The organism is Amycolatopsis sp. NPDC026612 (assembly GCF_040638285.1).
GTDB lineage: Bacteria > Actinomycetota > Actinomycetes > Mycobacteriales > Pseudonocardiaceae > Amycolatopsis.
In genome coordinates this window covers 23269-42726 of sequence record NZ_JBEZYB010000066.1, presented here as the reverse complement: position 1 = coordinate 42726, position 19458 = coordinate 23269, and the positions used below count along the sequence as shown (strand labels likewise).

16 protein-coding genes and 1 pseudogene are annotated in these 19458 nt (G+C 71.2%); 5 read left to right on the top strand and 12 right to left on the bottom strand.

Translation table 11 applies throughout. The features are described 5' to 3' along the window. Both AB0F15_RS35850 and AB0F15_RS35845 read right to left on the bottom strand, forming a co-directional pair. Window positions 1-308: pseudogene (locus AB0F15_RS35850) on the bottom strand (glycosyltransferase family 2 protein); the annotation flags it as partial. 8 nt (window positions 309-316) lie between these two features. After that, the gene (locus tag AB0F15_RS35845) at window positions 317-784 is read right to left on the bottom strand and encodes a GtrA family protein (RefSeq protein WP_360280476.1); all 468 of its coding nucleotides are present in this window, start codon (window positions 782-784) and stop codon (window positions 317-319) included. 161 nt (window positions 785-945) lie between these two features. On the opposite strand from AB0F15_RS35845, the gene AB0F15_RS35840 reads away from it, so the two are divergent. Both AB0F15_RS35840 and AB0F15_RS35835 read left to right on the top strand, forming a co-directional pair. Then, a complete protein-coding gene (locus AB0F15_RS35840; RefSeq protein WP_360280484.1) occupies window positions 946-2280 on the top strand; it encodes an FAD-binding oxidoreductase in 1335 nt (444 codons plus the stop codon). Continuing rightward, window positions 2277-3032, top strand: a complete 756-nt coding sequence (locus AB0F15_RS35835) for a decaprenylphospho-beta-D-erythro-pentofuranosid-2-ulose 2-reductase (protein WP_360280473.1) — start codon at window positions 2277-2279, stop codon at window positions 3030-3032. The genes AB0F15_RS35840 and AB0F15_RS35835 overlap by 4 nt, the downstream gene beginning before the upstream one ends. Before the next feature lie 157 nt (window positions 3033-3189). Here the strand turns inward: AB0F15_RS35835 and AB0F15_RS35830 are convergent, their stop codons facing one another. The 5 genes from AB0F15_RS35830 to glf all read right to left on the bottom strand — a co-directional run bounded on the left by AB0F15_RS35830 (window position 3190) and on the right by glf (window position 8330). Further along, entirely contained in the window at window positions 3190-4707 is a 1518-nt protein-coding gene (locus tag AB0F15_RS35830) for a hypothetical protein (protein ID WP_360280470.1), read from the bottom strand. Between the two features lie 75 nt (window positions 4708-4782). Then, on the bottom strand, window positions 4783-5490 hold the full coding sequence (locus AB0F15_RS35825; protein ID WP_360280467.1) for a hypothetical protein: 708 nt from the start codon (window positions 5488-5490) through the stop codon (window positions 4783-4785). Between the two features lie 122 nt (window positions 5491-5612). Then, a complete protein-coding gene (locus AB0F15_RS35820) occupies window positions 5613-6599 on the bottom strand; it encodes a decaprenyl-phosphate phosphoribosyltransferase (protein WP_360280464.1) in 987 nt (328 codons plus the stop codon). Continuing rightward, a complete protein-coding gene (locus AB0F15_RS35815; protein ID WP_360280461.1) occupies window positions 6596-7114 on the bottom strand; it encodes a phosphatase PAP2 family protein in 519 nt (172 codons plus the stop codon). The genes AB0F15_RS35820 and AB0F15_RS35815 overlap by 4 nt, the downstream gene beginning before the upstream one ends. After that, a complete protein-coding gene (gene glf, locus AB0F15_RS35810; RefSeq protein WP_360280458.1) occupies window positions 7107-8330 on the bottom strand; it encodes a UDP-galactopyranose mutase in 1224 nt (407 codons plus the stop codon). The genes AB0F15_RS35815 and glf overlap by 8 nt, the downstream gene beginning before the upstream one ends. A 79-nt stretch (window positions 8331-8409) precedes the next feature. Here glf and AB0F15_RS35805 point away from each other — a divergent pair, with 79 nt between their 5' ends. After that, complete coding sequence (locus AB0F15_RS35805) at window positions 8410-10419, top strand: DUF6541 family protein (protein WP_360280455.1); 2010 nt, start codon at window positions 8410-8412, stop codon at window positions 10417-10419. Window positions 10420-10556: 137 nt separating this feature from the next. On the opposite strand, the gene AB0F15_RS35800 is transcribed toward AB0F15_RS35805, so the two are convergent. Beyond that, window positions 10557-11438 carry an LLM class flavin-dependent oxidoreductase gene (locus AB0F15_RS35800; protein WP_360280452.1) on the bottom strand — a complete coding sequence of 294 codons (882 nt, stop codon included), beginning with the start codon at window positions 11436-11438 and terminating at the stop codon, window positions 10557-10559. Window positions 11439-11584: 146 nt separating this feature from the next. Between AB0F15_RS35800 and AB0F15_RS35795 the strand changes: the two genes are divergently transcribed. After that, window positions 11585-12385, top strand: coding sequence for an HAD family hydrolase (locus AB0F15_RS35795; RefSeq protein ID WP_360280481.1), 801 nt, complete (start codon window positions 11585-11587; stop codon window positions 12383-12385). Window positions 12386-12422: 37 nt separating this feature from the next. Here the strand turns inward: AB0F15_RS35795 and AB0F15_RS35790 are convergent, their stop codons facing one another. The 3 genes from AB0F15_RS35790 to AB0F15_RS35780 are packed head-to-tail and all read right to left on the bottom strand — an operon-like array spanning window position 12423 to window position 16282. Further along, entirely contained in the window at window positions 12423-13151 is a 729-nt protein-coding gene (locus tag AB0F15_RS35790) for a lysophospholipid acyltransferase family protein (RefSeq protein ID WP_360280449.1), read from the bottom strand. Window positions 13152-13160: 9 nt separating this feature from the next. Then, window positions 13161-14600, bottom strand: coding sequence for a hypothetical protein (locus AB0F15_RS35785; protein WP_360280446.1), 1440 nt, complete (start codon window positions 14598-14600; stop codon window positions 13161-13163). Then, on the bottom strand, window positions 14597-16282 hold the full coding sequence (locus AB0F15_RS35780; protein ID WP_360280443.1) for a hypothetical protein: 1686 nt from the start codon (window positions 16280-16282) through the stop codon (window positions 14597-14599). Before AB0F15_RS35780 ends, AB0F15_RS35785 begins: the two co-directional genes overlap by 4 nt. 265 nt (window positions 16283-16547) lie before the next feature. On the opposite strand from AB0F15_RS35780, the gene AB0F15_RS35775 reads away from it, so the two are divergent. Next, complete coding sequence (locus AB0F15_RS35775; protein ID WP_360280441.1) at window positions 16548-18434, top strand: DUF6541 family protein; 1887 nt, start codon at window positions 16548-16550, stop codon at window positions 18432-18434. A gap of 55 nt (window positions 18435-18489) precedes the next feature. On the opposite strand, the gene AB0F15_RS35770 is transcribed toward AB0F15_RS35775, so the two are convergent. Then, window positions 18490-19458, bottom strand: coding sequence for a lysylphosphatidylglycerol synthase transmembrane domain-containing protein (locus AB0F15_RS35770; protein ID WP_360280438.1), 969 nt, complete (start codon window positions 19456-19458; stop codon window positions 18490-18492).

The window sequence follows — 19458 nt, the reverse complement described above, 5'->3', positions numbered from 1 at the left end:
GTGACGACGGCCTCGACCGAGACTTCGGTCACCGTGGTCCAGCGCTGCCAGTAGCTGGCCGGGAACCGCCCGAAGTACGTGTTGCCCGACACCTTGGAGGCGGGCTCGAGGGTGATCACCGCACGATCCCGCACGGCCGAACCCCACTCGAGCTCGGCGTAGAGGTCCTTGCTGACGATCGGCGCCGGGCCGGCGTAGAGACCGCGCTGCGCCGTGAGGCGACCCTGCGGAGTGTGCTCGGTGAACCGCGTCTCGGCGGCCGCGCCGGCTTGGGTGGTCGGCGCCGGGGTTGCTGTTTTACCGGGCATTGAGTTCCTCAGTTCTCCTCAGTCGACGGCTCGCGGAAGACGACCCACTTGAGCATCACGAAATTGATCACGGTGGCCGTGGCCTGCGACACGGCCCAGCAGAGCGTGTGCTGCCACGCGGATTCCGGCAGCACCTGGAGCATGAGCTGGTTCACCCCGACCGCGACGAAGAACGTCACGGTGTAGAGCAGCACGAACGAGCCGACCTGCGCTTTCCCGTCGCGGCGGCCGCCGGAGAAGGTGAACTTCCGGTTCAGGAAGAACGCCGTGGTCGTGCCCACGATGAAACTGATAGCGCGAGCGATGTCGACCCACGGTGAAGTCGCCATCCCGGCCACCTGGGTGAGCAGCGTGTACGTGCCCAGGTCGATCAGCGCGCAGAAGCCGCCGATCAGGGCGAAGCGGATGAGCTGGCCCAGCAGTCCTGGGGAGGACTGTGCAGCCGTTACCTCGGCTTGCGGATCGGTCGCCACCACTGCATTACCTCGTCACCTGTGTCACGGTCACCCGCGCGGGCGCTTGTGCCTTGATGCGCAAAGTGTAGAAGCGGGCACTTCAGGGTCACGTTCCGGGCGTCGTTCGGCGTGGCTACCCTGGTCGGGTGACCCAAGGACCCGAGACACAGCGTCGCACGCTCATGGGCTGGGCGCGGACTTCACCGACCATCGCCGACGTGCTGACCACCTCGGATGTCGAGGTGATCGCCCGCGCCGTGGCCCAGGCCGGTGCGCGCGGCGTCATCGCCCGCGGCCTCGGCCGCTCCTACGGCGACCCCGCGCAGAACGCGGGCGGCCTCGTGGTCGACATGACGGCGCTGAACCGGATCCACTCGATCGACCCGGATTCCGCGCTCGTCGTCGTCGACGCCGGGGTGAGCCTGGACCAGCTGATGCGCGAGGCGCTGCCGTACGGCCTGTGGGTCCCGGTGCTGCCGGGCACGCGCCAGGTGACCATCGGCGGCGCGATCGCCAACGACATCCACGGCAAGAACCACCACAGCGCGGGCAGCTTCGGCAACCACGTCGTGTCGATGGACCTGATCACCGCCGACGGGCAGATCCGCACGCTGACGCCGGAGGGCCCGGACGCCGAGCTGTTCTGGGCGACCGTGGCGGGCATCGGCCTGACCGGGATCATCGTCCGGGCGACCATCCGGATGACCAAGACCGAGACCGCGTACTTCATCGCGGACAACGAGCGCACGAACAACGTCGACGAGACGCTCGAACTGGTCAGCAACGGCTCCGACGACAACTACACGTACTCGTCGGCGTGGTTCGACACGATCTCCACCGGTGCGAAGCTGGGCCGCGCCGCCTTCGGCCGCGGCTCGCTGGCCAAGCTCGACGAGCTGCCGCCGAAGCTGCGCGCGAACCCGCTCAAGTTCGACGCCCCGCAGCTCGTGACGCTGCCGGACGCCTTCCCGAACGGCCTGGCGAACAAGCTGACCTTCGGCGCGATCGGCGAGCTGTACTACCGGAAGACGCCGAAGGAAGCCCGCGGCGTCATCCAGAACCTGACGGCCTTCTACCACCCGCTGGACATGTTCGGCGAGTGGAACCGCGCCTACGGCTCGAAGGGTTTCCTGCAGTACCAGTTCTCGACGCCGCTGAACGCGCACGAGCCGCTGCGGAAGATCGTCAAGAAGATCGCCGAGTCGGGGCACGTGTCCTTCCTCAACGTCTTCAAGCGGATGGGGGCGGGCAACGCGGCGCCGCTGTCGTTCCCGCACCCCGGCTGGATGATCTGCGTCGACTTCCCGATCAAGGACGGCCTGAGCCGGTTCTGCCAGGAGCTCGACGAAGACGTCCTGGCGCTGGGCGGGCGGCTGTACACCGCGAAGGACTCGCGCACGTCGCCCGAGACGTTCGCGAAGATGTACCCGCGGCTCGAAGAATGGCGCAAGGTCCGCGCTTCCATCGACCCCGAAGGCGTTTTCGCCTCTGATATGAGCCGGAGGCTCGAACTGTGATCGACGCGGTGGGCAACCCCCAATCCCTGCTCCTGCTCGGCGGCACGTCCGACATCGCGCTGGCGATCGCCGAGAAGTACCTGGCCGAGAAGCCGCTGCGGGTCGTGCTGGCCGCCCGGCCGTCGCCGCGGCTCGACGCGGCCGCACAGCGCCTGAAGGACAAGGGCGCCGAGGTGGCCACCGTGGACTTCGACGCCAAGGACACGGCGGCGCACCCCGGCGTGCTGGACAAGGCGTTCGAGGGCGGCGACGTCGACGTCGCGGTCGTGGCGTTCGGCCTGCTCGGCGACCCGGAAGAGGTCTGGCAGGACCACGCCAAGGCCGTGGAGCTGGCGACGGTGAACTACACCGCCGCGGTGTCGGTCGGCGTCGCGCTGTCGGAGAAGCTCAAGGTCCAGGGCCACGGCACGGTGATCGCGCTGTCGTCGGTGGCCGGCGAGCGCGTCCGGCGGTCCAACTTCGTCTACGGCTCGACCAAGGCCGGCTTCGACGGCTTCTACCTGGGCCTGGGTGAGGCTCTCGCGCCTTTCGGGGTGAAGGTGACGGTCGTCCGTCCGGGGCACGTCAAGACGAAGATGACCGAAGGCCTGAAGGACGCTCCCCTGGCGCAGACGGCCGAGCAGGTGGCGGAGATCGCCGTCGGCGCGGCCCGCGCGGGCAAGGACCTGGTGTGGGCGCCCGCCCCGTTCCGCCTGGTGATGTCGGCGCTGCGGCACGTCCCGCGGCCGATCTTCCGCAAGCTCCCGATCTGAGCTCACGGAGTGCGGCTGGACATCGGCCGGAACTCCCCCGCCCTCCCTTGGGGGGCGTGCCCAAGTCCAGTCTATCGGCGAGGGGCGACGGAATCCGCCGGAAAGGCGCCCAGCGCGGCAGCTGTCCACATTGGCGGGTGCCTGTGGACAGACCAGCTCAGCCGCCGGCGGCGTGGGCGGGCATCAGGTAGAGGTTCTGGCTGCCCATCCACGGCGAGTCGATGTGCCAGCTCGCCAGCGCCGACGGCGGCGGCTCGCGGCGGGTCGTCGCCAGGACGAGGTCCGGGCTGATCGGCGCCACGCTGTGGTCGAAGTTGTGGAAGTTGGCTTCGAGCAACGCCCGGCCGAGGTCGTCGCTGCGGCGCTTGGTCTCGGTGATCGCCGGGTCGACCGCGCCGCGGTCGGAGAACTCGTCGACCAGTTCGCAGTCGCACGCGTACGCCAGCGCGCCGACCTCGCCCGCCGTCTCGACCTTGCGGCCGTGCGCGATCGCCGCGAGCTCCTGGCCGATCTCGCGGTACTCCGTCGTCGACGCGTGGTTGCTCGTGATCGGCGCGAACTGGCGGGGCATGCCCGGCAGCGCGTACACGGCGACGCTCGCCGCGAGCGCCAGCCCGGCCAGCGTCCACGTCCCGCGCCGCACCCGCTCCGGGACCGCCGACGCGCAGGCGGCGAGGAAGATCGTCGCGCCGATGATGCTCGGCGCGTAGTACCAGTGGTAGGGCGGCACGCCCAGCCGGCTGTAGGCCAGGTAGTGCAGGGCGCCCGCGACGGCGAGCGCCGCGAACGGCGTCAGGCGGCGGGCGGTCTCGGAGCCGCGGCGGTACTGGACGATCCAGGCCACCCCGGCCAGGCCCGCGAGCACCAGCGGCAGGAACGACAGCGTGGCCGCGGCCGGGAAGTTGCGCCAGTAGAGCAGCGGGCCGTTGGTGAAGCTGAACGGTCCCCACGACTGCTGGCTGATCTTGATGACGAGCGTGTCCGGCACGGCCGAGCCGAGCACCACCCAGCTGAACCCGAACCAGGGCAGCGTCACCGCGAGCGCCGCGAACGCCGTCCGCCAGATGCCGGTCCAGAACTCGCGGCGGGCCAGGAACAGCACCGCGGCGATCAGCAGCAGGTCGAGCCGGACGAGTGCGAGCAGCCCGACCACGACGCCGAGCCGTTCCGGCCGCCGCTCGCCCGCATAGACCAGCGTCCAGACGACGCCGGTGGCGCCGAGCGCCACCTCCAGCCCGATCGAGGACAGCAGCAGCGGGTTGACCAGCAGCAACGCGAACGTCAGCGGCGCGAACGCCGATGGCAGCCCGGTGCGCTCGCCCAGGCGGCGCAGGCCCAGCACCAGCATCACCTGCGCCGCGACGAACACGACCCCGGCGGCGAGCACCGCGTCGCGCACCACGAACGTGACCGCGCCGAGGGCCAGGACGTTCAGCGGGGACGTCGCGGTGTTCGCCGTCCCCTGCTCGATCAGGCCCCAGTGTCCGTGGAAGGCGAGGTTCTTCGCGTAGGACAGCGTGATGTAGGTGTCATCGATGAGATGGCTGCTGACCAGGGCGAACACCAGCGCGGAGGCGGCCGCGGCCCCGGTCGGCAGGGCCCACGACCGGGCGACGGGGATGGCCGGCGGCAGCGCACGGACGGCTTGGGGGAGTTCTGCGGAGGCGCTTCGCATCGGAGCCACCGTACCCCGCCCGTGATGCTTTCGTGATCTCAACCGGGCGGGGGTGGCCCAGCCCACAGTTCCGGGTCAGATGCCGTCCCCGGAGCCGGAGCCCGCGTTGCCACGGCCGCCGAAGCCGGGACCGCGGCCGTCGAAGCCCTGGCCGCCGTTCGGGCCGTTGTTCGGGCCGTTGTTCGGGCCGTTGTTCGGGCCGTTGTTCGGGCCGTTGTGCTGGCGGTGGATGCCGGGGCGGCCGCCACCGGGACCGTGGTGGCTCGCCGCCGCGATGCCGCCGACGATGCCGCCGCCGAGCAGGACCCCGAGCAGGCCGACGCCGACCAGCTGGGTGGCGCGGTGCCCGACGAACCGCCGGAAGCCGCCGGACTGCCGAGGGGCCGCCTGCGGCGGGCCCCACGCGGCGTAGGTCTGGGCGGGGCCGGGCTGGGAGAGCTGCGGAGTGGGCGGCCCGGGCGGGGGCTGCTGGCCGTGCACGGCGGTCTGGTCCGCCGTCCCGGCCGGAGCCTGCGCGTCCGCGGGACTGGGTTGCTCGGCGGTCCCGCCTGGAACCTGCGCGGCAGCGGGCTGCTGGCCGTGAGCGGCAGCCGGGGCGGCCGAAGCCGCCTGGCCGGGCGCCGCGGGTTGGTCCTGGGCCGCCTCAGGCGCTGCAGGGGGCTCGGTTGGCGCCGCGGCCGGCGTGCCGTGCACGGCCGTCGGCTGGTCGGCCGCGGTGGGTTGCTCGACCGTGGGTTGGTCGGCCCGCTCCGGGGCCTTCTCCTCGCGCGGCTGGTCGTTCATCGTCGTCACTCCTGTGGTCACGGGGACGGGCGCAGTGCCCGCCCCCACCACCTCAGCGTGCGCCGCTCAGCTGTGTGCCGGCTGAAGCGAACCTGTCGATCCGCCATGAACCCGGCCGTGGATCACAGGTAGAACGCCAGGAACAGCGTGACCACCCAGGAGGCGCCGAGGACCTGCAGGATGCGGTCCTTGAGCGCGATCTCCTCGGGCTCGCCCGCGATACCGCCGTCGACGTCGACCGCGTAGCGCAGCACCGCCACCAGGAACGGCACCATCGAGATGAGCGCCCACACCGAGTTGTGCTCGGTCTGGCGGATCTCGAACGCCCACAGGCAGTAGGACATGATCAGGATCGCCGCCGACGTCGCCCAGACGAACCGCAGGTAGCTGGCCGAGTACTTCTTCAGCGACGACCGGATCTTCGCGCCGGTGCGCTCGAACAGCATGATCTCCGCGTAGCGCTTCCCGGCCACCATGAACAGCGAACCGAACGCCGTGACCAGCAGGAACCACTGCGAAAGCGCGATGCCGCCCGCCACACCACCGGCGATGGACCGCATCAGGAAGCCCGAGCCGACGATGGCCAGGTCGACCACGGGCTGGTGCTTGAGGCCGAAGCAGTAGCCGAGCTGGACGGCCTCGTAGACCCCCAGCACCACGGCGAGCTGCCAGCTCGCCGTGAACGACACGCCGAGACCGGCCAGGAAGAACACGACCGCGGCCCCGTACGCGACGGGGACCGGCACGATCCCGGCCGCGATCGGCCGGTTCCGCTTGGTCGGGTGGGCGCGGTCGGCCTCGACGTCGATGGCGTCGTTGATGAGGTAGACCGAGCTCGCCGTCAGCGAGAAAGCCACGAAGGCGATGATCGCGTCGATCAGGAGACCGGTGCGGTCGGTCGACTTCGAGAACGCGAAGAACGGGGCCGCGAAGACCAGGACGTTCTTCACCCACTGGCGCGGCCGCGCCGTCTTGATGACGCCGCCGACCAGGCCGAACCGCCCGGCTGCCGCCGTCGTCGGCTCCGAAGACTGCACAGTCACCGGGGTCTCCGGCGCCTCAGGAGTCACGGCCGCTTCATCGCTGTTGCGCTCGGTCGTTTCGCTCATGGGTTCTTCTTCAGCTTCCGTCGAATCAATCCGCCGACGAGTCCCCCGAGGGCCGCACCGGCCAGGACGTCTGTCGGATAGTGAACGCCGAGCACGAGCCGCGAGGCGAGCATCGGCGGTACCAGGGCGGGCACCAGGTTACGCCCGGTCAATCCGGAGTAGAGCACCGCCGCCGCCGTCGTGGACGTCGCGTGCGACGACGGGAAGCTCAGCTTGCTCGGCGTGCCGACCAGTACCTCGACGCTCGGGTGGTCCGGTCGGGGGCGCCTGACCACGCGTTTCACCGCGATCGACGCGGCGTGGGCGCCGACGACGCCGACCGAGGCGACCAGCCAGTCCTTGCGGCGCTTCTTGTCGACCGCAGCCCCGATCAGGCCGAGGGCGAACCACCCGGCGCTGTGCTCGCCGAAGTGCGAAAGCCCGCGCGCGGCTTTCACCGAAACTTCACTCTTCAGAAAGCCCTGGGCCTTGGCCAGGACCGCCACCTCTCCGGTGGGCTGCCCCTTCTCAAGCATCGAGGGACCCGTCGAGCGGCGCGCCGTCGGTCAGGTGCGGGGCGATCTTGTTGTCGAACGCCGACAGCGCCGAGCCGATGGCCATGTGCATGTCGAGGTACTTGTACGTGCCCAGCCGGCCGCCGAACAGGACGTTCCGCTCGCGCGCCTCGGTCTTGGCCAGCTCGCGGTAGGCCTCGAGCTTCTCGCGGTTTTCCGGCGTGTTGATCGGGTAGTACGGCTCGTCGTCCTCGTTCGCGAAGCGGGAGAACTCGCGGAAGATGACCGTCTTGTCCTTGGGGTAGTCCCGCTCCGGGTGGAAGTGCCGGAACTCGATGATGCGGGTGTACGGGACTTCCTGGTCGTTGTAGTTGACGACCGAGGTGCCCTGGAAGTCACCGGTCTCGGCGACCTCGGACTCGAAGTCGACGGTGCGCCAGGTGAACCGGCCCGCCGAGTAGCCGAAGTAGCGGTCCAGCGGCCCGGTGTAGACGGTCGGGGTGCCCGCCGGGATGTGCTCGCGCACGTCGAAGTAGTCGACGTTCAGCCGGATGTCGATGTTCTCGTGCTCGGCCATATTCTCGAGCCACGCGGTGTACCCGTTGACGGGCAGGCCCTCGTAGGTGTCGTTGAAGTACCGGTTGTCGAACGTGTAGCGAACCGGCAGGCGCGTGATGATGTTGGCGCCGAGGTTCTTGGGGTCGTTCTCCCACTGCTTCGCGGTGTACCCGCGGATGAAGGCTTCGTAGAGGGGACGGCCGACCAGCGAGATGGCCTTCTCCTCGAGGTTCTGCGCGGCGTCGGTCTCGAACTCGGACGACTGCTTGGCGATGAGCTCGCGGGCCTCGTCCGGCGTGTGCGACTTGCCGAAGAACTGGTTGATCAGGGCCAGGTTCATCGGGAACGAGTAGACCTGGTCCTTGACCTTGGCGAACACCCGGTGCTGGTAGTTCGTGAACTCGGTGAACCGGTTCACGTACTCCCACACGCGCTTGTTCGAGGTGTGGAACAGGTGCGCCCCGTACTTGTGCACCTCGATCCCGGTCTCCGGGTCGGGCTCCGAGTACGCGTTGCCGCCGAGGTGGCTGCGCCGTTCGAGGATGAGGACCTTCTTGCCCAGCTCGGCCGCGGCCCGTTCGGCGACGGTCAGGCCGAAGAAACCGGACCCGACGATGACGAGGTCGTAACCTGCGAAATCGGCTTCAGTAATCTTGGCGGGGTTCGTGTGCGCGCTCACGGGCGTCGAGGGTACGGGGGTCGCTGACCCGGCTCGCACCCGACTATCACATTTCGGCCTACGACACACCTGGAAAGCAGTGCCTGCACCCGAGGACTTCTGGAGCTACTTCGCCGCGGTGGCCACTTACGTGGCCGTGCTGGCGGTCCCCGGCGGGGTCGTCGGGTGGGCCGCCGGCCTGCGCGGCTGGGCCCTGGCCGGGCTCGCGCCGCTGCTCAGCTACGCCATCACCGGCCTGGCCGGGCCGTGGCTGGCCATCGCGCACGTGCCGTACGGCCCGCTCAGCGTCGCCGCCTGCACCCTGCTCCTCGCCGCCGCGCTGTCCGGCCTGCGCCGGCTGGCGGTCACCCGCGGCTGGATGACACCGGGGGCCGAGGAGCCGGCGGTGCCGTGGACGCGGCGGGCGCACCTGGCCGTCGCGTCCTGCGTCGCGATCGCCGTGGCCGTGTCGATCGCCGTCGTGATCACCGGCCGCGGCGGGACGACCGCGGTGTTCCAGCGCTGGGACACCGTCTTCCACGCGAACGGCATCCGCTACATCGCCGAGACCGGGGACGGCTCCCTCACCGGCATGGGCACCATCAACTGGTACCCGGACGGCTCGTTCTACCCGAACGCCTACCACCTGGCCGGCGCACTGGTCTACCAGCTGTCCGGCACGTCGATACCGGTCACGCTGAACGCGATCACGATGCCCATCGCCGGGCTGTTCGCGCTGGCCATGGCCGCGCTGGTGCGCCAGCTGGGCGGCCGTGCGGTGTTCGCCGGCAGCGCCGCGCTGGTCGCGGGCGGCGCGACGACGGGGGCCTACGAATCGGTGTCGAGCGGACTGCTGCCGTTCGCGCTCGGCATCGTGCTGACCCCGCTGGCGGTGATCGCGCTGCAGCGGTTCGTGGTGCGGCCGGGGGTCGACACCGGCGCGGTGCTGGCGCTGAGCGCGACCGGCCTGCTCGCCGCGCACTCGAGCGCGCTGTTCGGGGCGATCCTGTTCGCGTTCCCCCTGGTCGTGCAGCGCTGGTACCGCGCCGTGCGGGGGCGCCGCGTCGACGGCGTCGCCGCGGGCAAGCGCGCCTGGCGGGTGCTCGGCGGCGACGTCCTGCGGATGCTGCCGGTGATGGTGGCGGCCGGGCTGCTGGGGGCGCCGATGATCCTCGGCGCGATCGGCTTCACGTCCGGCTCGTACCCGTACCACGCCTGGGGCTCGCACATGCCGGTGTGGAAGGCGCTGGCGATGCTGGCGACGTTCAAGCAGGTGCTGCCGGTGCCGCAGATCTGGCTGACGGTGTTCCTCGCCATCGGCGTGCTGACGCTCGTCGCGCTGCGGCGGATGCGCTGGCTGGTGCTCTCGGCACTCGGGCTGTCGGCGTTGTTCGTGGTCGTCGCGTGCTTCGGCGGGGAAGACTGGGTGATCAGCCTGTCGCGGCCCTGGTGGAACGACCGGTTCCGGCTGATGGCGCTCGCCTCGATCCCGCTGTGCCTGCTCGCCGCGCACGGGATGAGCGAGACCCAGCGGTGGGTGGCGAAGCTTGCGAGCGGACGCGCGTGGGTGCGGGCGCGGCCGGGGCTGACCGGCCGGGTCGGGCTGGTGTCGGCGGTGCTGCTGGTCGTGGCTATGGGCGTGCTCACCGGCGGGTTCTACCGCGCGGCCAACGCCAAGACGGTGTCGCTGCTGTACTACAACGGCCTGCCCGGCGAAGTGGTCCCGCCGGTGAGCGCGGACGAGATCGACGCGATGGAGCGGCTCGGCACGCTCGGGATCCCCGCCGACCAGAAGGTGCTCAACGACCGGCTCGACGGCACGGCCTGGATGTACGCCCTCACCGGCGTGCACCCGGTGGCCGGCCACTACGACGCGGGCGTGGCTCCCCCGGACGCGCTCTACCTCGCCCAGCACTTCGCCGACTACGACAGCGACCCCGAGGTGCGCGCGGCCACCAGGCGCCTGAACATCCACTACGTCCTGGTGGGCAGCGGCACCATCCGGCGGGACACGCCCATCGCGTGGGGCCTGCAGCACCTGGACGGGCACGACTTCCTGGACGTCGTGTACCGGAACCCGGGTGCGGTGATCTACCGGATCACGAAGTAGAACGCCCTCGTGGCCGCGGCGCCCCTCCGCGGCCACGAGGGCCCCCGCACCCCCGGGGTGATCCGGATCGTCTGCAAGTACCGACGCCTCAGCACCGGCAATTGGTTTCCCGGCGCCCCGGATCTCACCCGTTCGGACTAGCGCAGCTCCGGCAGGACGTCGCTCGCGACCTGCTCCAGGACGGCTTCGCGCCCCTCATACGGCGACGACGACCGCGGCCAGTGCGAGATCACGTCGGTGAAGCCCAGTTCCCCCGCGCGGCCCACGGCGTCGCGGAACGCCTCCACGCTGCTCAGCGAGAACACCGGGGACGCGTCCAGGCTGAGGTGCCGCTGGATGCTCGCCCGCTCGCGGCCCACCGCGTCCAGCCGCCGGTCGAAGACCGTGCACAGGTCCGCCACGCCGCGCCACCACTCGTCGGCCGTGTCGCCGCCCTTGCCGGTCGTCACCCAGCCGGCGCCGAAGCGCGCGGCGAGGGTCATCGTGCGCGGGCCGTTCGCCGCGACGACGAACGGCAGCCGCGGCCGCTGCACCGGGCCCGGCAGGTTGCGGGCCCCGCGAGCCCGGTAGTACTCGCCCGCGAAGTCGAACTTGTCGGTCATGAGCAGCCCGTCGAGCGCCTCGACGAACTCGGTGAAGCGGTCCGCGCGCTCCTTCGGCGTGAGCTCGGGGGCGTCGAGCACCGCGCCGTCGTAGTGCTGGTGGTCGACGCCCGCGCCGACGCCGAGGACGAGCCGGCCGTCCGAGACGTCGTCGAGGGTGTTCAGCTCGCGCATGAACGGCACGGGGTGCCGGGCGACCGGGGACGCCACGAAGGTGCCCAGCCGGATGCGGGACGTGACCATCGCCGCCGCGGTCAGGGTCGGGATCGCCGAGAACCACGGGCCGTCGACCAGGTGGCGCCAGCCCAGGTGGTCGTAGGTCCAGGCGTGGTCGAAGCCGTACTCCTCGGCGGCACGCCACTTCGGCTCGGCGGCCCACCAACGATCTTCCGGGAGAATGACGATGCCAGCTCGCACAGTTCCGGACCGTAGCAGTGAAGCGAAGCTTCTCCATTGAGGGTGGTGGAGGGGAGGAAGGCGGAGGGTCGCCGCCGACTGTCGCACGGACGGGCAAGCCTTCGCCCGGACGGGTCAGGGACAATGGCCGGGTGGAGAGACCCCAGTTGATCGCGTCCGATGTCGACGGCACCCTGCTCGGCCCCTCCGAATCCCTCACCGGCCGCACGATCGCGACCGTCCGCCGGGTGATCGAGGCGGGGGTGCCGTTCGTCCTGGCCAGCGGCCGCCCGCCGCGCTGGATCGCCCCGATCGCGAAACCCCTCGAGCTCACCGGGTACGCCGTGTGCGCGAACGGCGCGGTCCTGTACGACTGCGCCCGCGAAGAGATCGTCGAGGTGCACGGCCTGCTCCAGCCCATGCTGCTGCACGACATCGCGCACGCGCTCGACAAGGCGCTGCCGGGCTGCCGGCTGGCGACCGAGCGCGTCAGCACCGGCGCGGTGGACCACGACATGCGCAACTTCGTGATCGAGCCGGACTACCACAACCCGTGGGGCGACGGCGAGGGCCGCACCGGGCCGCGGGCCGAGGTCCTCGGGCACCCCGCGATCAAGCTGCTGGTCAGCCACCGCGGCATGGCCTCCGCGGAAATGGCGGACGCGGTGAACGCGCTGTTCGACCGGGACGTCGACGTGACGTACTCGTCGTCCGGCGGCCTGGTCGAGCTGTCCGCGCACGGCATCACCAAGGCGACCGGTCTCGCCGACGTCGCCGAGCGGCTGGGCGTCGAGCAGGCGCAGGTGATCGCCTTCGGCGACATGCCCAACGACGTCGAGATGCTCCGCTGGGCCGGCCACGGCGTCGCGATGCAGAACGGGCACCCGGCGGTCCTGTCCGTGGCCGACGAGGTGACCGGCCCCGCCGGCGAGGACGGTGTCGCGCAGGTCCTCGAGCGCTGGTTCTAGCCGTCTTGCGGGGGTCCGGGTGGCGGAGCCCCGGATGTCACAGCCGGTCGAGCTCGGCCGCTTCGGCCGGGGTCGGCGCCGTGCCGCCGAGGTGCGCGGGCAGCCACCAGCGGTCCTCGTCGGACGCGGGCCGATCCGGGTACTCGGCCTGGGCACGCTCGAGCAGCGCGCTCATCCGGGTGCGCAGCTCCTTCGTCACGACGTCCCAGTCGTCACCCTTCGCCGGGTGCATCGGCTCGCCGATGAGGATCGAGACCGGCACGTGCCGCCGGGTCAGGTCCTTAGGCCGGCCCTTGGTCCAGAGCCGTTGCGTGCCCCACAGCGCCATCGGCACGACCGGGACGTCGGCCGCCGCGGCCATCCGAACGGCGCCCGACTTGATCTCCTTGACGGTGAACGACCGGCTGATGGTGGCTTCGGGGAAGACGCCGACCACCTCGCCGGCCTGCAGCTTTTCGAGCGCCGTGCGGTACGACGCCAGCCCGGCGGAGCGGTCGACGGGGATGTGGTGCATCCCCCGCATCAGCGGCCCGGCGATGCGGTTGTCGAAGATCTCCTTCTTCGCCATGAACCGCGTCAGCCGCTTGGCCGGGCGGGCGCCGAGCCCGCAGAAGATGAAGTCGAGGTAGCTCACGTGGTTGCACGCGATGACCGCGCCGCCACGGCGCGGGATGTGCTCCGCACCCTCGATCCGGATGCGGTTGTCGAGTACCCGGAACATCGTCCGGGCCGCCGCGATCACGGGCGGGTACACCAGGTCAGCCATCCGGCAAGGTTACGGGACCGTAGGTTCGGAACGGCCGTTCAGCGGGGAAGAACACAACGCGAGGGCCACCAGGAGCGTGAACAGCGCGACGGACTGGTGCTTGATGCCCTCGATGCCGTCGCCCAAAGCCGCGGTGCCGAACTGCGTCACCGAGACGGCGAACAGGAACGCCAGCGCGACGCCGAGCGCGGTCCGCCGCCGCACCCAGGCGCTGACCAGCACGAACAGCCAGATCGGCACCAGCGCGAACAGCCCGAGCGGGGCGATCAGGCCGGTCAGCCCCGATACGACCGGCACCCGGTACTCCTGCGCGTGCGGCGCGAACCCGGCGCTCCGGTCGAAGCTGCCGAGGTAGTCCGGCCGCGCCGTGAGCTGGTCGGTCGCGGCGCGGTCGAGCACTTCGAGGGTCCGGCCGGGGTGGGTCGCGAAGTACGTCACGACGTTCCGGCGGCTGACCCGGTCGCGGTACTGCGGGTAACGCGGGTCCATCGTCGCCGGGTGCGGGTGCCACCAGCCGTTGCCCGCGTACTGCGCGAACGACGGCGGCAGCCCGAGCTCGGCCAGGTCGGCCTGCGTGTCGTGCCGTCCGTCGACGATGTTCAGGAAGATCGAGTTGAAGGCGTTGATCTCGCGCGAGTCGTCGCCGGGCCGCGCGGCGAGGGTGCCGTCCGGGGCGACGGCCGGTTCGACGCTCTGTTGCGCGTAGAGCGTGACCGCCCCGGTGGCGCCGATGACGAGCGCCGCTGCGGCCCACCGCCGGGCGCCGCGCAGGGTGCCGGGCCGGACGAACAGGATCGCGAGCGCGAGGATCGGCAGAATGGTCAGCGTCTGGACCTTGGCGTTGACCACCAGGACGCCACCCGCGAACGTCACGGCCAGGCCGGCGTAGCTCCACCGGCCCTCCCGGGCGGTCAGGAGCAGGCCGCCGACGGCGAGCAGCACGCCCAGGAAGGCCGCGCCTTCACCGAGCACGGCGGCGAAGTACCCGAAGAACGCCGAGTCCGCGACGACCAGCAGGAGCCCGGCCGCCACGGCCCACCGAACCCGGGGCCGGTACGGCAGGCCGAGCACGATCGCGGTGATCGCCGCCGCCGCGATGACGCTGCTCAGCAGGCCCAGCACGACGAGGCTCAGCGTCGTGTGGAGACCGATCAGCCTGCCGATCCGGACGGCGAGGTCCGCGAGCCAGCTCTGCGTGAGCAGGTACGTCGGCCGGCACGGCGTCGCGCCGGGCTCGGCGGTGTACGCCAGGTGGACGAACGGCTCGGGCCCGCCGTGCCAGGTGATCCCCGCACCGCACAGCACCCGGGCGCCGTCGCCGTTGTTCGACATCGCGATCGGCCTCGGCACCAGGAACCGCACCGCGAGCAGGGCGAGCGCCGTCCCGAACACCCCCATCCCGAGCCGCGCCTGCGCGCCGAGCTGCCGTTCCGGGGCCTCGAGCTTCACGTGGGACAGGGTACGTAGCGGAAGTCCGGGCCCTTGTCGAGGTCGGCGACCAGGGATTTCGCCTGTTCCGCCCGCGGGTACACGGAGACCCAGTACGGCGTGCCGACGCGGCGGAACGTCGCGACTTCGTACTTGCCCGCGTACACCGGGTCGATCACGCAGTGCTGACGGTCGGCGTAGCCACCGTCCGCGGGCACGGCGACGGTCGGGCGGCGGCCGTTGACGACGTAGTCGTAGTCGGTCGCGACGCCGCCGTCGTGCTGCCCTTCGCGGGCGATGTGGTCGTCGGTGCGGCCGAGAACGTCGATGATGAGCAGCTGGCCGCCCTGCTCGGCCAGTGCCCCGGGAGCGGCGGCGCTGACCACCGACCCGGGCGGCAGGTAGTCGCCGAGCCAGCCGCCGATCTCGACGAGCTCGGTGCCGTACGAGTGCCAGTCGCGCACGCGGTCGAGCATCTCGGGGCTGAACACCGAGACGAGGACCGCGATGCCGGCCAGTCCGCAGGCGGTCACCGGGACCAGCCGCGTCGCGACGGGCCACGGCTTCGGCCGCGGCGACGGCTTCCCGGCGGCCTCCACGGTGAGCACGCCGTAGACCCCCGCGGCGGCCACGGCCAGCAGCGGCGGCACCGGGGCCAGCAACCGCCACGACGGACCGGGGTCGCCACCCATCAGCACCGCGGCCGCGGCCAGCCCCACGGCCAGCGCGAACAGCAGCCAGAGCAGGGCACCGGCCTCGGTCGCTGGGACAACCGTGGCATCGCCCCGGACCCGGGTGCGACGCAGCAGCAGCGCGACCGCGGCGACCAGGCCGAGCAGCAGGAAACCCTGGTGCGCCAAGGCGAACCCGGACAGATACGGCCAGCCGGCGGCGAGGTTCGAGCTGAGCGAGCCGCCGAGCTTCGCGGCCAGCGGCGCGGGGAGGAAGTGCTGGTAGAACGTGGCTCGCCAAGCCAGCCGGGGGATCAGGAAAACCAGTGCGCCCAGCGCGTACCCCACCGGCGCCCACCAGCTGTGCTTCCGCTTCAGCGCGGCGCCGACCAGCCAGAGGCCGGCCAGCACCGCGACCAGCAGGCCTTCCGGACTGGTCATGACGGCGAAGGCGACGAGCACCCCGGCGACCACCGGGCGGCGCGCGGCAAGCGAGTAGCCGACGGCGAGGACGAGCAGCACGAACAGCGGGACTTCGGAGCCCGACGCCCCGTAGACGGCCAGGCCGCCGGCGCTCGCGGTGAGCACCGCGGCGGCCACTCCGATCGCGGGACGCGGCTCGGCGCCGCGCGGTGCGGCCGCGGCGACGACCCGGTTGACCAGGAAGCAGGAGAGGAGCACGCAGCCGAGTGCGGCGAGGACCCCGAACACCACGGCCGCGGTGCGGACGTCGGCGCCGAACGCAGCGCGCGGGAGGGCGACCAGCACCAGCCAGAGGAAGTTCGTGTACCCCTCGACGCGTTCGCCGGGGTTGAAGACCGGGCCGTTGCCGTCGGCGATGTTCTGCGCGTACCGGAACGTGACGAGCGCATCCTCGGTCACGGTGGCGAACAGCAGCTGGTGCAGCAGGGACAGGCCGAGGGTGAGCGTGAGGACGAAGCCGCGCCAGCCACGGTCGGTGTCGAGACGGTTCCAGGTCAGCACCACGATCGCGGCGACGACCAGCCACGCCACCACGACCGCGTAGACCACCCGGCCCCCTCCGCCTCGCGCCGCACCTGCCCGGCCGGCTCTCGCCAGGTTATCGATCATCGGCGGCGAGGCGTTTCCCGTGGACGGATCACTTGCCCGAATGGGGGTAGATCACTTCGCCGGCGACAGTCAAGCAGGGAAATTCACCCGTCAATATAACCCGATCGGGTGTTGCGTCCGACGGCTGAAGTGACGTCTCGGAAAAGCGCCGAACGGGGTATCCACCCAGCGCATCCGGCTGACCATTACCGGCTTAGGCTCCACCGTGCTCTCCGTCGGCATCGCCATTTTCGTCATCGCCGTGCCCGGTCTCCTGGCGGGTCTCGCCGCGGGTCTGCGCGGCTGGGCCCTCGCCGGGCTCGCGCCGCTGCTGAGTTACGCCATCGGCGGGCTGACCGGCCCGTGGACCGCCGCGGTGGGGGTGTCGTTCACCCCGCTGACCTACGCCGGTTCGACCGTCGCGTTCACCGCGGTCGCCTTCGGTGCCCGGAGGCTCACCGTGCGCCGCCGGCCGCCGGCGCCCGAACCCGGCCTGTGGGCGCAGCGCGGGCACCTGGCGGTGGTGGCGTGCCTGCTGTTCGCGGCGGCGATCGGCTTCTCCGCGACGCTGCTCGGGCTGGGTCACCTCGGCGTGCTGCCCCAGGGCTTCGATGCCGTCTACCACGGCAACGCGGTCCGCTACATCGCCGACACGGGGGACGGCAGCCTGTTCGGCACCGGCCACGTGAACTGGTACGGCGACGCGGCGCCGGTGTTCTACCCCAACGCCTACCACCTGGTGGCGGCGGTGACCTACCGGCTCAGCGGGGCGTCGATCCCGGAGACGCTGGACGCGAACACCGTGCTCCTGCCCGCGCTGCTGGCGTTGTCGCTGGTGACGCTGGTGCGGGAGTTCCGCGGCCGGGCGGTGCTGGCCGGCGCGGTGGCGCTGACGGCGGTGACGCCGGTGATGGGCGTTTACGAGTCGATGGACCGCGGGCCGCTGCTGCCGTTCGCGCTGGGCGTGACGCTGACCCCGCTGGCCGCGGTGGCGCTGCGGCGGTACCTGGACCGGGTCGCGCCGGACACCGGGCTCGTCCTGGTGCTGGCCGCGGTGGGGCTGCTGTGCGTCCACTCGTCGACGTTGTTCGGCGGGCTCCTGTTCGCCGGGCCGCTGCTGGTGCACCGCTGGCTCGTGGAGCGGCGCCGGCTCGGCCGGGACCTGCTCGCGCTGCTGCCGATCGCGGTGGTGTCGCTGCTGGTGGCGTGGCTGCAGCTGTTCGGCGCGCTGGGCCTGGCGACGAGCACGCTGCCGTACTACGGCTGGCCGAGCGAGTACCGCGCCTCGACGGCACTGGGTGCGCTGCTGGGGTTCCAGCACTTCGAGGCGCACCCGCAGGTGTGGCTGTCGGTCGCGTTGTTCCTGGGGATCGTGTTCTTCGCCCGGGCGGGCGAGCTGCGTTGGATCGGCCTGACTGCGGCGGTGACGGGCCTGGCGTACCTGGCGGTGGCGTCGTCGAACGCGCCGCTCGTGATGGCGCTGTCGCGGCCCTGGTGGGACGACCCGTACCGGTTCTTCTCGATGGCGGCGATCCCGCTGTCGGTCCTGGCGGCCCACGGCTTGGCCTCGACGCAGGCGTGGCTGCGCGACCGGCTGCCCTCCCGGGTGCCGTCGGCGGCCCTCGCGGTGGTGGTGCTGCTGGGGTTCGTGCTGCTTTCGAACGGGCTGTACGTCCGGTCCAACGGAGCCCAGGTGTCCCTGGGTTACCACGCGGCGGACCCGTCGACGCTCCGCGTGACGCCCGGCGAGGAGTCGGCGATGGCGGAACTCGGTGCACTGGCCAAGCCCGGCGAGTGGGCCATGAACGACCGGTTCGACGGAACCGCCTGGACGTACGCTTTGACGGGAATTCGAACGGTCGCCGGGCATTTCGACGAAACTTCCCCACCCCGGGACGCGGTGGTGCTGGCGAACCGCTTTCGCGACTATTCGACGGACTCCGAGGTGCGGGCGGCGGTGCGGCGGTTGAACGTCCGGTGGGTGATTTTGGGAAAGCCGTCCACCGAACCCGGCAAGCCTTATCAACCGGGCCTGGTCGGATTGGCGGACGAGCCGTTCTTGACGGAGGTCTACCGCAACCCGGACGCGGTGATCTACCGGCTGACGGCCTGAGGCGCGAGTTGTCCACATGTGCGCAACAGCTGTGGACAACCGGTGGACAACCGGCTCAGGCCGGGGTGACCGCCGGCCGGGCCGAGCGGGCCGCCACGGCCGCGAGGCCCGCGGTCAGGAGGTCGGCCACCGTGAACATCACGCGGGAAGCCACCGCGAACGCCGTGGCCTGGCCGACCGTCAGGCCGCTGGCCGTCAGGACCGCGACCTGGGCCACCTCGCGGACGCCGACGCCGCTCGGGAGGATGAACGCGAACGTGCCCACCGTCATGGCCACGGCCATCGCGCCCACGCACAGCACGAAGCCGCTGAGTCCCGGTGTGCCCACCGAGTTGGCCAGGAGCCACAGGTGGACGCCCTGCAGGCACCACGCCGCCGTCGAGGCGGCGAACACCTTGCCGATCACCCGCCAGCCCAGCGGGTGCGCCAGTGGCGGGCGGCGGAGGATCCGCAGGACGAGCGAAGTGCCCCAGGTGAGGATCTTCGGATGCAGCATCGCCAGGCCGAGCGGGATGAGCACGAACAGCCACAGCGCGTGCGGGCTGTTGCTGAACACCGCCGGCGCCGCCAGCAGCGACACCACCAGTGCCGACACGATGCCCACGCCGAGCTGGATCAGGGAGCCGGTGAAGATCCGGGCCCGGGCCAGGCCCGCCTTGCGGCCCAGCTCCATCTGCAGCAGGTACGCCCAGACCGAGCCGGGCACGTACTTGCCGAGCGAACCGACCAGGCAGATCTGCGCGCCACGGGCGTAGCCGATCGGCTCGCCGAGGTCGTCGACCATCATCTGCCAGCCCCAGGTGGACACCAGGATCGCGGCGACCAGAGCGAGCAGGCTCAGCAGGGACGACTCCCAGGCGACGTCGCGCAGGGTGTGCCAGAACTCGCCCCAGTTGGCCGCCAGCTGCTTCGCCGCGAAGCCGATGACCAGCAGGATCGCCACCCACCGGACGACGTCGAGGATCTTCGCCCGGGTGGACTTCGGCTGCTTGCCCGCAGCCGGCAGGTCCTCAACTGTCGTCAT

What these genes read in the sequence shown, in the direction of transcription:
- AB0F15_RS35840 (WP_360280484.1), top strand. Translation starts at nt 946, where the DNA reads ATGGGCTGGGCGCGGACTTCACCGACCATCGCCGACGTGCTGACCACC.
- AB0F15_RS35830 (WP_360280470.1), bottom strand. Translation starts at nt 4,707, where the DNA reads ATGCGAAGCGCCTCCGCAGAACTCCCCCAAGCCGTCCGTGCGCTGCCG.
- AB0F15_RS35825 (WP_360280467.1), bottom strand. Translation starts at nt 5,490, where the DNA reads ATGAACGACCAGCCGCGCGAGGAGAAGGCCCCGGAGCGGGCCGACCAA.
- AB0F15_RS35820 (WP_360280464.1), bottom strand. Translation starts at nt 6,599, where the DNA reads ATGAGCGAAACGACCGAGCGCAACAGCGATGAAGCGGCCGTGACTCCT.
- AB0F15_RS35815 (WP_360280461.1), bottom strand. Translation starts at nt 7,114, where the DNA reads ATGCTTGAGAAGGGGCAGCCCACCGGAGAGGTGGCGGTCCTGGCCAAG.
- AB0F15_RS35790 (WP_360280449.1), bottom strand. Translation starts at nt 13,151, where the DNA reads ATGGCTGACCTGGTGTACCCGCCCGTGATCGCGGCGGCCCGGACGATG.
- AB0F15_RS35770 (WP_360280438.1), bottom strand. Translation starts at nt 19,458, where the DNA reads ATGACGACAGTTGAGGACCTGCCGGCTGCGGGCAAGCAGCCGAAGTCC.